This is a genomic window from Pectobacterium sp. F1-1, from assembly GCF_025643735.1.
Taxonomy (GTDB): Bacteria; Pseudomonadota; Gammaproteobacteria; order Enterobacterales; family Enterobacteriaceae; genus Pectobacterium; species Pectobacterium colocasium.
This window is the reverse complement of record NZ_CP104733.1, coordinates 1,291,041-1,304,674: the sequence shown is the minus strand read 5'-3', so window position 1 is coordinate 1,304,674 and position 13,634 is coordinate 1,291,041. Positions and strand designations below refer to the sequence as shown.

Sequence of the window (13,634 nt, the reverse complement as noted above, 5' to 3'; positions counted from 1 at the left end):
CCGAGAAGAGAAATTGTTGCCGTTAACGAAAAATAGCCCGCCGATGACTCATCACTCGCAAACGATTGCCTACACTGTTAGAATTAGCGCGCATTATTTTTACCACAGTATGTTTTCTCAATACCGTGTTTTCTGAATACGACCCGTAACCTTCGTGGGGACTCAGCAGTGACCGACAAAACCTCTCTCAGTTATAAAGACGCAGGCGTGGATATCGATGCAGGTAATGCATTGGTCGACCGTATCAAAGGTGTAGTGAAACAGACTCGTCGCCCGGAAGTTATGGGTGGATTGGGTGGTTTCGGTGCCTTGTGCGCCTTACCGCAAAAATACCGCGAACCGATTCTGGTTTCCGGCACTGACGGAGTCGGCACCAAACTGCGCCTGGCGATGGATCTGAAACGCCACGATACCATTGGTATCGATCTGGTTGCGATGTGCGTGAACGATCTGGTGGTTCAGGGCGCAGAGCCGCTGTTCTTCCTCGACTATTACGCTACAGGCAAACTGGATGTTGATACGGCTGCCAGCGTGATTACTGGTATCGCAGAAGGCTGTAAACAATCAGGCTGTGCGCTGGTTGGTGGCGAAACCGCCGAAATGCCGGGCATGTACCACGGCGAAGACTACGACGTAGCTGGCTTCTGCGTCGGTGTGGTAGAAAAATCAGAAATCATCGACGGCAGCAAAGTCCAGAACGGTGATGTGCTGGTTGCCCTCGCGTCCAGCGGCCCCCACTCAAACGGCTATTCTCTGGTACGCAAAGTGCTTGAAGTCAGCAAAACCGATCCAGAGCAGTTCGAGCTGGAAGGCAAACCGCTGGCCGACCACCTGCTGGCACCGACCAAAATCTACGTGAAATCCATCCTGTCCCTGATTGAGAAAGTGGACGTTCATGCGATTTCTCACCTGACCGGCGGCGGCTTCTGGGAAAATATCCCACGCGTTCTGCCAGAAGGTATGCAGGCAACTATCGACGAATCCAGCTGGCAATGGCCTGCGGTTTTCAACTGGCTGCAACAGGCTGGGAATGTCAGCCGCCATGAAATGTATCGTACTTTTAACTGCGGTGTTGGTATGATCATCGCACTGCCAGCCGAACAGGCAGACGAGGCCGTTGCATTACTCAACAGCAGCGGCGAAAACGCATGGAAAATCGGCGTCATTACTCAAACCGATGCCGGAGACGCAGTGGTTATTAACTGATGAAAAACATCGTTGTGCTGATTTCAGGTCATGGAAGCAACTTGCAGGCGTTGATTGACGCCAGTAAGAACGGACGTCTCAAAGGAAAGATCGCCGCCGTATTCAGTAATAATGCGGAGGCATACGGGTTAGAACGCGCACAGAATGCGGATATTCCGACGTTCGTCCTGAACCCTGAAGATTTTGCCGATCGCGCTGCATTTGATGCCGCGCTGGCAAATGAAATTGAGCAACATGAGCCGGCGCTGGTGATCTTAGCGGGTTACATGCGGATTCTTAGCCCGGAATTTGTTGCTCAGTTTGCAGGCAAAATGCTGAACATTCACCCTTCTCTGCTACCTAAGTATCCCGGCCTGCATACGCACCGCAAGGCGCTGGAAAATGGCGATCGGGAACACGGGACTTCCGTACATTTTGTCACCGATGAATTGGATGGCGGTCCACTGATTCTGCAAGCGAAGGTGCCAGTATTTAGTGATGACACCGAAGAAAGCCTGAGCGAGCGCGTGAAAACGCACGAGCACACGATTTATCCGATGGTCATTAACTGGTTCCTGAATGGCAGACTGGTGATGCGGGATAATGAAGCCTGGCTGGACAGCGTGCGTATTCCCCCACAGGGCTACGCTGCCGAGTAATTCTGTCTGCTCATTTCAGTAAGGCTCCCACTACGGAGCCTTACTTCCCCCCCTCTCACCTCTTCTTATCCGCCTCTTTCTTTCCGTATCCACGTCAGGCACCGCTGTTCCCCTCTCTCTACGCTTTAAATATTTACTAATCTTTACGAAGAAACCACTAACTCTCAGATAAAAAACAACATTTCTATCAGCCGTCATTACACGTACTTTTCATCGGTTGAAAACGAAAATGACAATGATTATCTTTCCCCATCCTAAATTCTGTGAACTCCATCATGCGTACTGCCCTACTGCTTTGCCTGCTTTTTCTCAGCCCGCTTTTGCAGGCAAAAACCGTCACTGATATTTTGGGTCGACAGGTAGAGATCCCAGACAGCCCCCAGCGCATCATTCTGGGCGAGAGTCGCATGCTGTATACGCTGGCGCTGCTTCAACCGGATAACCCGGCAAAGCGTGTCGTCGGCTGGCCGGGCGATATGGCGCGCTACGATGCGCAAAGCTGGTCACGCTATACCGAAAAATTCCCGCAGCTCACCCAGATCCCACAGTTAGGCAACGGCAGCCTGCAAGCGATGAACGCAGAGATGCTGCTACCGCTAAAACCCGATCTGGTCATTCTGCCCCGTCTGGCAAAAAACGCGGCCAATGAAGATCTCCTGCAACAAACGCTGACTCGTGCAGGGATCCCGTTTATTTATGTCGATCTGCGTATCGATCTGCTTAACAACACGTTGCCCAGTATTCGTTTGCTTGGCGAGGTGCTGGATCAGGCCCAGCGCGCGACCACCTTCAGCAATTTCTATCAGCAGCATATGGACGTGGTGCGCCAGCGTATCGCGCACTATCACGGTAAAAAACCGACGGTCATGCTGCATTTGCATCTGGGCAGACGAGACACCTGCTGTACCACGGCGGTCGGCGGCAGCCTTGGCGACCTGCTGACTTTCGCCGGTGGCGAGAATATTGCCAGCGGCACGATCAGCAGCGTCTACGGGGAATTGAGTCCAGAGCGCGTACTGGCCGCTAATCCCGATGTCTACATCGCCACCGGTATGGCCGGTCCGGAGGGAAAACGTTTCTCCAGCTTGATGCTCGGCCCGCTGGTTAACGCCGCGCAGGCGAAAGAGAGCTTCGACACACTTATCCGTCAGGAACCTATTTTGTCTCACCTGCAAGCCGTGCAAACAGGCCGTGCCTGGAGCATGTGGCACAACTTCTACCTCAGCCCGTACCACGTCGTGATGGTCGAAATGTTTGCCAAGGCGCTCTACCCGGATCGGTTCGCCGATATCGATCCGCAACAAACACTACAACAACTCTATCAACAGTTTTTACCTATTGAATTTTCAGGGATTTATTGGAGTCAGATTTCGCATGAATAAGTTTGCTATAAAAAAGACCCCGTTACGCCACAGCTGGCCGCTGCTGGCACTGTTGCCGTTTAGCATTCAGGCAGCCATTGTTAATAACAAAACTGTTGATGGCAAAGAAGACACGATGGTGGTGAACGCCACGACGGGCGATCAAGCAGGAAAAGAAACAGGCTATCAGCCCCATAAAACGGTAACAGGAACCCGTACCGAAAGCCATCTGCTGGATGTGCCACAGGCGGTCAACGTCGTCCCCACGCAAGTGCTTGAAGATCGTGCAGTTCGCAATATTGATGAAGCACTGTATAACGTCAGCGGTATTACACAGTCGAATACGCTGGGGGGCACGCAAGATGCCATCATCAAACGCGGCTTCGGCGATAACCGCGACGGCTCGATCTTTCGTGACGGCGTGCGCTCTATTCAGGCACGCAACTTTACCCCCAGCAGCGAACGCGTCGAAGTGTTGAAAGGCCCAGCTTCCATGCTCTATGGCATGGGCGAACCCGGCGGCGTCATCAATATCATCAGTAAAAAACCCGAGCTGGTACAGAAAACACACATTGAAGGCTGGGGAAGCAGTTTCAAAGGCGGCGGCGGACAGTTGGACGTCACCGGCCCATTAGGCACATCCGGTTTGGCTTACCGTATGGTGGTCGATCATGATGAAACCGACTACTGGCGCAACTTCGGGCGTAATCGCCAAACGACACTTGCACCGTCATTGATGTGGTACGGTGAAGACACCACCGTGCGTGTATCCTACGAACATATGGAATACCTGACGCCTTTCGATCGCGGCACCATTATCGATCCGAAGACGGGCAAGCCGGTTAATACGCCGCGCGATCGTCGCTTTGATGAAAGTTACAATGCGACTCGCGGCGATCAGGACAGCGTCACCATGCAGGTTGACCGCAACCTGAATGATCGCTGGAAAAGCAGCCTGACCTATTCGTATAACCGCAACCGCTACAGCGACAATCAGGCGCGGGCGATGAGCTATGACGCCGACACAGGAATACTCACTCGTCGAGCCGACGCTACCGCTTACGCACATTCTCAGGCGCAGATCGTGCAACTGACCGCAAATGGCGATGTAGACTGGGGACGTATCAATCACCAGTTATTGTTTGGCTTTGATTACGAAGCGGACAGAACATTCCGTGGTGATATGATCCGTGGGACAAACAATACGGCCTTCAATATCTATAACCCCGTTTATGGTCAGTTAGCCGCCTCCACACGCGTCATCGCCTCAGAGAGCGATCAGCGTGAAAATATCGACAGCAAAGCGTTCTTTATGCAAGACACCATTCGTCTTAACGATCGCTGGCAATTGCTGGGTGGTCTGCGTTATGACACCTTCGATGTGATGGCGGGTAAAGGTCGTCCATTTGTCACGCGAACAGATAGTACCTACAGTCGCGTCGTCCCACGTGCAGGCATCATCTACAGCCTGACGACCTATTCATCCCTTTACGCCAGCTACAGTGAATCATTTAAACCCAACTCCTCTATTGCAACGCAAATCGGCTCGCTACCACCAGAATTAGGGCGTTCTTACGAACTCGGTGCCAAATGGGATCTGCCCAACCGTATTACGGGTAACGTAGCCTTGTTCGATATTGAAAAACAAAACGTGATGGTCGATGAGCTCATCAATGGCCAGACGGTAACGCGCACCGCAGGCTCCGTACGTTCACAAGGCGTTGAACTGGATCTGGCAGGCAACATTACCGATTCATTAAGTCTGATCGGCTCTTACGCCTATACCGATGCTCGCGTCACCGCCGATCCGAAAAATGAAGGCAAACGGATGAGCAACGCTGCCCGTCATACCGCCTCGCTATTCCTAACACAGGATTTTGGCAATATTGGCTTGGCATCTGGTGACGATCTCCGTGCCGGTACAGGCGCTCGCTATGTCAGCCGTCGTGCAGGTGATGCGGCAAACAGCTTCTATCTGGATGATTACATCGTTGCCGACGCATTTGTTGCTTACAGCCTGCCGCTCAACGGCTACAAGGTGAAATGGCAGCTCAACGTGAAGAACCTGTTCGATCAAACCTATTACCCGTCAAGCGGTAATAATCTGCGAGTCGCCGTTGGCGAACCGCGTCAGGTGGTGCTGCGCGCCAGCGTCGATTTCTAATGCCCTTTCGCCCCGCATTTCACCGATGCGGGGCATCGTGCTATTTTTCACGTCACATTCAGCGTTCAGCCCCCGCCTCCCCGCCGCTATACTAGCGTTGGCATATTCATGCCAGCGTGACTCCGGCAATGCCGTTTCACGTCTCTTTTATCAATTAAGGATTCACTATGTCCGGTACGAGCAATTCCGTTCGGCTACGACCGCTGGAGCGGGACGATCTCACTTTCGTTCATCAATTGGATAACAATGCCAGTGTGATGCGTTATTGGTTTGAAGAGCCTTACGAGGCCTTTGTCGAACTCAGCGATCTGTACGACAAGCATATTCATGACCAGAGCGAGCGGCGCTTCATTATTGAACATGAGCAGACCAAAGTAGGCCTGGTTGAGCTGGTGGAGATTAACCACATCCACCGTCGCGCGGAATTTCAGATCATTATCGACCCGGCCTATCAAGGCCACGGCTATGCCAGCGCGGCAGCCAAGCTGGCGATGGATTACGGCTTCTCGGTATTGAACCTCTACAAGCTGTATTTGATTGTGGATAAGGAAAACAAGAAAGCGATCCACATCTACAGCAAACTAGGGTTTGAGGTAGAAGGCGAATTGATCCACGAGTTTTTCATCAACGGTGAATACCGCAACACGATCCGCATGTGCATTTTCCAGCACCAATATCTGGCGAAACACAAAACCGTGACGAGAACCGGCGGCCAAGCCCCGGGGAGTGCTATCAGCCAGTAAGGTAAAAAGATCGATTTTCTCTGTTATCCGGCATCAAAAATTATGCAGCGGTGAGCTTGACCGCCGAGTGAGCGACAGGACGTCGCGAAAGCCAGTGCCGCGTAGGGAACGCGTCACTGGCGGCTCGATTAGCGGTCATGAACACCGATGGAACCGCGTAGCGGCATAATTTAGCCAGAAGCCAGGGTTCGCAGGGCTGCGGCGCTTGAGCGCCCTGCGTCGGGCGCTTATAAGGTTTTGCATAAACGTGGCGGCGGTACTGCGCACGAAACTTTCTCTGCGTTTGCATAGCAATTCGTCCCAGAGAAAATGGCGTATTCTTATACGCAATATTACCCCGCGAACTGGCGGAACAGTGCTTTGCCGCGTAATAGCCGTAGCCCCAACCAGCCGCCGCAGAGCGACAGCAGGAACGCCGCAATTAACGGGAGCGTTATCCACATCGTGACGTTCGGTTCCCAGGCGAAGTTGAAGACCTTACGCTGCAACAGCCACAGCGCCGATTCTGCACCAATCGCCGCTGCCGTTCCCGCCACCAGTCCCAGAACAGCAAACTCACACCACAACGTGGTGCGCAGCAGGCGTAACCCGGCACCCAACGTGCGGTATACCATCAGTTCCTGACGTCGCTGACGCATCCCGACCTGGATCTGTGCCAGCAACAGCAGTACGCCACAGAACAGTACCAGAATGACCATGATCTCCAACGCGCGGCTTACCTGCTGCAAGACCTGCCCAACCTGACGCAGAATACTGCCGATATCCAGCACGCTCACCGTCGGAAATTGGCGGTTCAACTGCGTAATCATCTTTTCATCGCCGTCGTAACGGAAGCTGGTCAGCCAGGACTGTGGCTGGTTGTCCAACGCCCCCACCGGAAAAATAAAGAAGAAATTCGGACGCAGACTTTCCCAGTCGACCTGACGGAAGCTGGTGACTGTGGCACTAAACGGCTGCGTGTCGCCGGTAAAGGTCAGCGTATCGCCAATCTTGATCCCCATCTCTTTGGCTTCTTTTGCTTCCATCGAGACTTCGCCCGCCTTCGGCGCGTCGCCTTCCACCAGTACGTTATGCTGCGGAATCCCGTTCATCCAGGTCAGGTTCAGTTCACGGTTCACCGTGTTGCCGCCCGGATCGTCCTCGTGGATCACTTCCGTCGCAACCTGCTGATTAATCTCCGTTAGCCGCGCACGAATAATCGGGAAGAATTGCTCCGGCGTCACGTCATGCTGAGAGAGGAAATCCTCTATTTGTGGCACCTGTTCCTTCGTGATATTCAGCAGGAAATAGTTCGGGCTGCCCGGCGGCAATTGCTGTTGCCAGCGCTCCAGCAAATCACCGCGCATCACCAGCAGCAGCGCCAAGAGCATGAAGGACAACGAAAAGGCGGCCAACTGGCTGAGCGTCGACCACGGCTGGCGCAGCAATCGGTTAATGGCCAGACGTAGCGCCAGCCGTTTCACCGTCAGACGCCGTAATAGCAGCAAACCGCCCCAGCCAATGACGCCCAACAGTAGCGACAGCACTGCCATTCCGCCGAGCAGTGACCACAGCAGCACGCCGCCACCGGACAATACCGCCAGCAGCCCGACGACAATAAGCAGGACGATCGGCAGGTAATAGCGCAGCGACCACACGTTCGCTACCACATCCTGACGCAATACGCGCAGTGGCTGTGTCGCCAGCAGCAGCCGATAAGGGCGTAGCCCAACCAGCAGCGAGATCAGCACCAGCGATCCCAGCGCCCATACCCACGGCCACAGCCCGGAAGCGGGCAACGAGGCAGGCAGCACGGGCGCCAGCATTTTCATCAACAGCGCTTCAAACCCTAAGCCAAGTACGCTGCCACAAATCGCCGCCAAGCCCAGCACGGAAAGCCACTGCCCGATGATTAATCGCCTCAGTGCCTGTTTGCCTGCACCCAGCGTTTTTAGAATGGCGACCAAATCATAGCGGCTACGACAGTAGTGCCCCATCGCCACCGCCACCGCGGCGATAGACAGCAACAGCGTCAGCAGCGCCGACAGCAACAGGAACTGCTGCGACCGTTTTAACGACTGGCTTAATGCGCCTTCGGAATCTTCCATGCCATACCAGCGCTGATCGGGCTTAAGCTGGGGTTTGATGAAGTTACCGAAGTCACTAATTTGCTTCTCATTGCCGGAAAACATGTAGCGCCAGGTAATGCGTCCCCCCGGCTGAATCGCACCGGTTTTCTCGACATCATCCAGATTCATCAGAATACGCGGCGCGGTCTCAAACGGATTGAAGCCGGCATCCGGCTCCTGAATCAGCTCGCCGCTAATGCGCAGGGAAGTATCGCCGACGTCCAGCATGTCACCGACTTTCAGCCCAAGTAACGCCAGCAGACGCGGCGCCACTAGCACGGTTCCCGCCTCCGCATGCAGCCCTTCCGGACGCGTCTGCAAATTGCCGTACAGCGGATAGCGCTGGTCGGTGGCTTTAACCTGCGCCAGCTGCGGCGTATCGCCCGCGAACGTCATGGTCATAAAGGAAATTTGTCGGCTGAGCGTCAGCCCGCGCTGCTGCGCGTCCTGAAGCCAGGCTTCCGCCACGGGCCGCGAGGCACGCAGCACGCGATCACCCGCCAGAAAATCACGGCTCTGCTGGCTGAGCCCTTTTTCCATGCGGTCGCTGATCGTGCCCAGCGCCAGCACGCAGGCAACGGCCAACGTTAACGCCAGCCAGACAATCAGTAAGGAAGGAGAGCGCCATTCGCGCCAGAACCACCGCCAGATCATGCGTCCTCCCGCAGCTTGCCATCGACTAACCGCAGACGCCGCTCGCAGCGTGCCGCCAGTTGCTCATCGTGCGTCACCAGAATCAACGTGGTGGCATAATCGCGATTGAGGGAAAACAGCAGATCAACGATGCGCTCACCGGTTTTACGATCCAGATTTCCGGTCGGTTCATCAGCAAACAAGACGTTGGGACGACCGCTGAACGCCCGCGCCAGCGCCACCCGCTGCTGTTCACCACCGGAAAGCTGGGCAGGAAGATGATGTAAGCGCTCACCTAGCCCGAGCTGCTGTAAAAGCTGTTCAGCCTGCCCACGGCTATGGCTGTCGCTTTCACCGCGCAGCAACGCAGGTAATTGCACGTTCTCCAACGCATTCAGCGTCGGCACCAGCATGAAAGACTGAAAAACAAAACCCACATGCTGAGCACGCAGCGCCGCACGGCCTTCTTCATCCAGCGCGTTTAGCGATTTGCCCATCAGGCTCACCTCGCCCTCTGTGCCATCATCCAGCCCGGCCAGAATCCCCAGCAACGTTGACTTGCCCGAACCGGATTCGCCAATCAGGGCAATTGTCTGCGCAGGTTTGACAATAAGCTCAACTCCGGTAAGGATGGAAAGCCGATTTTCTCCCTGACCAACGTGCTTACTAAGATGATGAACTTCAAGAATGTTTTCTACGTGCGCAGTTTCGCTTGGCGTAGCACTCGCTGGGCTGGTCTTCGCAAACATGTTTTCGTCCTTTTGCTTCTGGGATTATGCAGCGTACGCGCTTTCGCCGCTGACACATTATTAATTCTGGGCGATAGCCTCAGTGCGGGCTATCAGATGCCGATCGCTAACGCATGGCCAACGCTATTGAACACACAGTGGCAGACGCAGAAAAAAGGCGTCGCGGTGGTTAACGCCAGTATTAGTGGAGACACCACCGCGCAAGCACTGGCGCGTCTTCCTGCCCTGTTGCAACAGCATCAGCCGCGTTGGGTATTGATTGAACTGGGCGGCAATGATGGCCTTCGGGGATTTCCGGCCCCTAACATTGAGCAAGATCTGACGAAAATCATCACGCTGGTCAAACAGGCTAACGCTCAGCCGCTGCTCATGCAGATCCGTTTGCCGACCAACTATGGCCGTCGCTATACCGAGTCATTCAGCAATATCTACCCCAAATTAGCGGAGCAGTTTGCGCTTCCGCTGCTGCCTTTCTTTATGGAGCAGGTGTATCTTAAACCGGAGTGGATGATGGAAGATGGCATCCATCCAACCCAGGATGCCCAACCGTTTATCGCAGAATGGATGGCGAAGCAGCTGGAACCCTTAGTTAACCATGAGTCTTAATAAATAGGCTTTTGAATTAGGTAAAGTTATGCAAAAAACGGTCTTCATTACGGGTTGCTCCAGCGGTATTGGCCTGATTGCCGCTCAGGATCTGCAAAAGCGCGGCTATCGCGTGATTGCCGCCTGCCGCCGTGCAGAGGATGTCGCGCGTCTGACCACGCTGGGTCTAGAAGCGATTACGCTCGATCTGGATGACAGCGCCAGCGTTGAGCAAGCGACTGCGGAGGTGATCAGACTGACTGATAACCGCCTGTACGGTTTGTTTAATAACGCCGGATACGGCCTGTATGGCCCGCTGAATACCATTTCGCGCCAGCAGCTTGAACAGCAATTTTCCAGCAATCTGTTCGGCACGCATCAACTCACCCAGTTGCTGCTACCCGCAATGTTGCCGCACGGTGAAGGCCGTATCATTCAGACCAGTTCCGTTCTGGGGCTGGTGTCCACGCCGGGGCGCGGTGCGTATGCCGCCAGCAAATATGCGCTGGAAGCCTGGTCAGATGCGTTGCGTATGGAGCTCCACGGTAGCGGCCTGCACGTCAGCCTGATCGAGCCCGGCCCGATCAGTACACGCTTTACCAGCAACGTCGCACAGACGCAGACAGACAAGCCGGTGACTAACCCCGGCATCGCTAAACGCTTCACACTGCCGCCGGAAGCGATATTGCCGAAGCTGCATCATGCGCTGGAAAGTTCGCGGCCTAAATTACGCTATCCCGTCACGCTGGTGGCTCACGCCTTAACCTGGCTGCGCCGCCTGCTACCGGGATGTCTGCTGGATAAGGTAGTACGAGGATAAAACCTCAGAAGGTGAGGTATTGCGCACTTGCCTCTGTATGAGGCTTGCAAGTGACGCCGACAGGCCCCATCTAAGGGTCAAACGCATTCAGGAAGTAAGAGAGACTACTCATGTTAGAACAACAAGCGACTATCGTTGACGTCAACGAATCCAACCTGCATCAGGTGTTGGAACACTCCATGACACTGCCAGTCCTGTTTTACTTCTGGTCGGCACGTAGCCAGCACTGTCTGGAACTGGAACCAGTGTTGGACAAGCTGGCGCAGGAATACGCCGGGCAGTTCGTTCTGGCGAAGGTTGACTGTGATGCCGAGCAGCGCGTCGCCGCTCAGTTTGGCCTGCGCTCCATTCCAACCGTTTATCTGTTTAAAGATGGCCAGCCGCTGGATGGTTTTCAGGGGCCACAGCCGGAAGAAGCCATTCGTGAATTGCTGAAACGCGCGCTGCCAAAAGAAGAAGAGCTAAAAGTGGCACAGGCACAGCAGCTGATTCAGGAAGACAAACTGCCGGAAGCGATGCAGTTACTGAAAGACGCCTGGCAACTCAGCCAGCAGCGTAGCGACATCGGTCTGATGCTGGCGGAAGTGCAGATTCAAATTAAACGCAGTGAAGAGGCTGAAGCCGTGTTAGCCACCATTCCTTTGCAAGATCAAGACACGCGCTATCACAGCCTCGTTGCGCAGATTGAGTTGCTAAAACAGGCAGCCGATACGCCGGAGATTCAGCATCTACAGCAGCAACTGGACGCCGACCCACAAAATGCGGAACTGGCGGTACAGCTGGCGCTGCAACTGCATCAGGTCGGTCGTAATGAAGAAGCACTTGAGCTGCTGATGGGATTCCTGAAGAAAGATCTGACCGTTGCTAACGGTAACGCGCGCAAAACGCTGATGGACATCATGGCCGCCCTCGGCACCAGCGACGCCCTCGCCGCCCGCTACCGCCGCCAGCTCTATTCGTTATTATATTGATTCTCTTGTAAAAAAGGCCAGAACGTTGATTCTGGCCTTTTTATTTACAGGCAATCATTAGCCATCGTCTTATAGACTTATTGTCTTATGCTAGATTGATGTGATGGTTTCGGGCAGGTTTACTCGGCGTAAAAATTGCGCTGAGGTGAGCGTTACCGCCGAGTGAGCGGCATGGACGCCGCGAAAGCCAGTGCCGCGTCGGGAACGCGTCACTGGTGGCTCGAAAGCGGGAACGATCTCCGAAGGAACCGCGTTAGCGGCGTAATTCACGCCGAAAGCCTGGGGTCATGGGGCGAGCGGCGCTTGAGCCGCCCCATGTCGGGCGCGTGCTACGAAGTAGCATGAAATGACGGTATTATCGCGCACGAAACCACATCGGCAGCAGCATAGAAGCAGCCAACAGGCAGGTTAGGATAAGATCCTCAATAACTCCACGCTAACTACAACGTCTTCAACACCGTGATCCAGCCGTGTCCGCCGTACACTGACCAGCCGTTTAGCCAGCGGCGTAGCATATTCATCGCCAGCATCGCAACGACTTCCTGATGGGTTTTCAGGCTGTAGCGCTGTACGTTGAACTGTATCGTTTGGGCGAAAGATCCTTCCGGCGTATGTAGCGCCAGTGATAGCTCGGCATCGTTCCGATTCCCCACGACCAATGCTAACGACGCGCCCTGACGCTCCGCCAGATGGCGAGCATAGTCCGCTAATCCAGACAGGCTGACGTCTTGAACGTTGGCCAGCAGTTCTCCGCCTGCCAGCGGCGTATTTGCCGATTGAAGCTGCCAGTTGAGCAATCCCGCCGTGAAGTGTTCACTCACTGCCAGCGTCATATCACCTTCAGCCAGACGCCGTGCCATCTGTGCTGGAAGCCCTTCTGTTCCTTCAAAGATAGTATTTTCCCCGGCCACGGCGCGCACCGTTTCCCACAGCTGCACCATCTTTTCCTGTTGTGCAGTTGGGCCGGTCAGCTTCAGCTCAATAATCGGCATAGAAGAGCGGTAACCCAGCACCACGCCCGGCGGTAACGCCATGCCATCCAGCTGACTTGCCAGATCGCTTTCAGAACGGCCAAAGGTGGTCAAACGCAGGCACAGCGGCGCATCTGCGACAGTAAAACGTTCGCGCAAGCGCGGCATAATCTGCTGATCGACCATGACCTTAAATTCAGATGGCACGCCCGGCGTAAAAAACATCAGGCATTTATTCAGTTTCAGCGCGAAACCACAGGCGGTGCCCACCGGGTTATCCACCATTTCCGCACTGGCGGGGATTTGCGCCTGTTTGCGGTTGCTGGGTGCCATCACTCTGCCACGTTCGGCAAAAAAGGCCTCCATACGCGCCAGCCATTCCGCATGTTCAACTAGCCTTTCGCCTGCTGCGGTGGCCGCCGCCAACGCGCTGAGATCGTCGCTGGTCGGCCCCAGCCCGCCGTTAACAATCAGGATATCGGCGATCTGGCTACGCTGCGTTATCGCCGTCACCAGCGCATCGAGATCGTCCCCCACCGTCATCCGGCTGGTCATCGGTAATCCCTGTTGAAACAAATAATCCGCCAACCAGGCCGCATTGGTATCAATAATCTGACCATGCAGCACTTCATCGCCGGTACATAACATCTCGACCCTAAGCATTTTTTTATTCCTCGTGACGATC

11 protein-coding genes are annotated in these 13,634 nt (G+C 54.7%); 8 read left to right on the top strand and 3 right to left on the bottom strand.

Going from position 1 to position 13,634, the window contains the following annotated elements; all coding sequences use genetic code 11:
* Window positions 1–168: 168 nt before the first annotated feature.
* From purM to speG, 5 genes are all read left to right on the top strand, one after another.
* Window positions 169–1,206 carry a phosphoribosylformylglycinamidine cyclo-ligase gene (gene purM / locus NAL19_RS05615; RefSeq protein ID WP_015839417.1) on the top strand — a complete coding sequence of 346 codons (1,038 nt, stop codon included), beginning with the start codon at window positions 169–171 and terminating at the stop codon, window positions 1,204–1,206.
* Window positions 1,206–1,844 carry a phosphoribosylglycinamide formyltransferase gene (gene purN / locus NAL19_RS05610; RefSeq protein WP_225087279.1) on the top strand — a complete coding sequence of 213 codons (639 nt, stop codon included), beginning with the start codon at window positions 1,206–1,208 and terminating at the stop codon, window positions 1,842–1,844. Before purM ends, purN begins: the two co-directional genes overlap by 1 nt.
* Window positions 1,845–2,119: 275 nt before the next feature.
* On the top strand, window positions 2,120–3,226 hold the full coding sequence (locus NAL19_RS05605; RefSeq protein WP_263059029.1) for an ABC transporter substrate-binding protein: 1,107 nt from the start codon (window positions 2,120–2,122) through the stop codon (window positions 3,224–3,226).
* Window positions 3,219–5,369, top strand: coding sequence for a TonB-dependent siderophore receptor (locus tag NAL19_RS05600; protein ID WP_263059028.1), 2,151 nt, complete (start codon window positions 3,219–3,221; stop codon window positions 5,367–5,369). Before NAL19_RS05605 ends, NAL19_RS05600 begins: the two co-directional genes overlap by 8 nt.
* Before the next feature lie 167 nt (window positions 5,370–5,536).
* Window positions 5,537–6,112, top strand: coding sequence for a spermidine N1-acetyltransferase (speG, locus tag NAL19_RS05595; protein WP_263059027.1), 576 nt, complete (start codon window positions 5,537–5,539; stop codon window positions 6,110–6,112).
* A gap of 332 nt (window positions 6,113–6,444) precedes the next feature.
* Here speG and ybbP read toward each other — a convergent pair whose 3' ends face one another.
* Window positions 6,445–8,874 (bottom strand): putative ABC transporter permease subunit YbbP, encoded by a 2,430-nt coding sequence (ybbP, locus tag NAL19_RS05590; RefSeq protein ID WP_263059026.1) that lies wholly within the window; start codon window positions 8,872–8,874, stop codon window positions 6,445–6,447.
* The gene (gene ybbA, locus NAL19_RS05585; protein ID WP_052198332.1) at window positions 8,871–9,602 is read right to left on the bottom strand and encodes a putative ABC transporter ATP-binding protein YbbA; all 732 of its coding nucleotides are present in this window, start codon (window positions 9,600–9,602) and stop codon (window positions 8,871–8,873) included. The genes ybbP and ybbA overlap by 4 nt, the downstream gene beginning before the upstream one ends.
* On the opposite strand from ybbA, the gene tesA reads away from it, so the two are divergent.
* The 3 genes from tesA (at window position 9,528) to NAL19_RS05570 (ending at window position 11,978) form a co-directional block, all read left to right on the top strand.
* Window positions 9,528–10,208 (top strand): multifunctional acyl-CoA thioesterase I/protease I/lysophospholipase L1, encoded by a 681-nt coding sequence (gene tesA / locus NAL19_RS05580; protein ID WP_263059668.1) that lies wholly within the window; start codon window positions 9,528–9,530, stop codon window positions 10,206–10,208. The two genes, ybbA and tesA, sit on opposite strands and share 75 nt — an antisense overlap.
* Window positions 10,209–10,236: 28 nt before the next feature.
* Complete coding sequence (locus NAL19_RS05575; RefSeq protein WP_263059025.1) at window positions 10,237–11,007, top strand: SDR family oxidoreductase; 771 nt, start codon at window positions 10,237–10,239, stop codon at window positions 11,005–11,007.
* A 110-nt stretch (window positions 11,008–11,117) separates the two neighbouring features.
* Complete coding sequence (locus tag NAL19_RS05570; RefSeq protein ID WP_225087272.1) at window positions 11,118–11,978, top strand: co-chaperone YbbN; 861 nt, start codon at window positions 11,118–11,120, stop codon at window positions 11,976–11,978.
* A 440-nt stretch (window positions 11,979–12,418) separates the two neighbouring features.
* Here the strand turns inward: NAL19_RS05570 and NAL19_RS05565 are convergent, their stop codons facing one another.
* Window positions 12,419–13,612, bottom strand: a complete 1,194-nt coding sequence (locus NAL19_RS05565) for a nicotinamide mononucleotide deamidase-related protein YfaY (RefSeq protein ID WP_263059023.1) — start codon at window positions 13,610–13,612, stop codon at window positions 12,419–12,421.
* Window positions 13,613–13,634 lie beyond the last annotated feature (22 nt).

What these genes read in the sequence shown, in the direction of transcription:
- purN (WP_225087279.1), top strand. Translation starts at nt 1,206, where the DNA reads ATGAAAAACATCGTTGTGCTGATTTCAGGTCATGGAAGCAACTTGCAG.
- NAL19_RS05605 (WP_263059029.1), top strand. Translation starts at nt 2,120, where the DNA reads ATGCGTACTGCCCTACTGCTTTGCCTGCTTTTTCTCAGCCCGCTTTTG.
- NAL19_RS05600 (WP_263059028.1), top strand. Translation starts at nt 3,219, where the DNA reads ATGAATAAGTTTGCTATAAAAAAGACCCCGTTACGCCACAGCTGGCCG.
- speG (WP_263059027.1), top strand. Translation starts at nt 5,537, where the DNA reads ATGTCCGGTACGAGCAATTCCGTTCGGCTACGACCGCTGGAGCGGGAC.
- ybbP (WP_263059026.1), bottom strand. Translation starts at nt 8,874, where the DNA reads ATGATCTGGCGGTGGTTCTGGCGCGAATGGCGCTCTCCTTCCTTACTG.
- tesA (WP_263059668.1), top strand. Translation starts at nt 9,528, where the DNA reads ATGAACTTCAAGAATGTTTTCTACGTGCGCAGTTTCGCTTGGCGTAGC.
- ybbA (WP_052198332.1), bottom strand. Translation starts at nt 9,602, where the DNA reads ATGTTTGCGAAGACCAGCCCAGCGAGTGCTACGCCAAGCGAAACTGCG.
- NAL19_RS05575 (WP_263059025.1), top strand. Translation starts at nt 10,237, where the DNA reads ATGCAAAAAACGGTCTTCATTACGGGTTGCTCCAGCGGTATTGGCCTG.
- NAL19_RS05570 (WP_225087272.1), top strand. Translation starts at nt 11,118, where the DNA reads ATGTTAGAACAACAAGCGACTATCGTTGACGTCAACGAATCCAACCTG.
- NAL19_RS05565 (WP_263059023.1), bottom strand. Translation starts at nt 13,612, where the DNA reads ATGCTTAGGGTCGAGATGTTATGTACCGGCGATGAAGTGCTGCATGGT.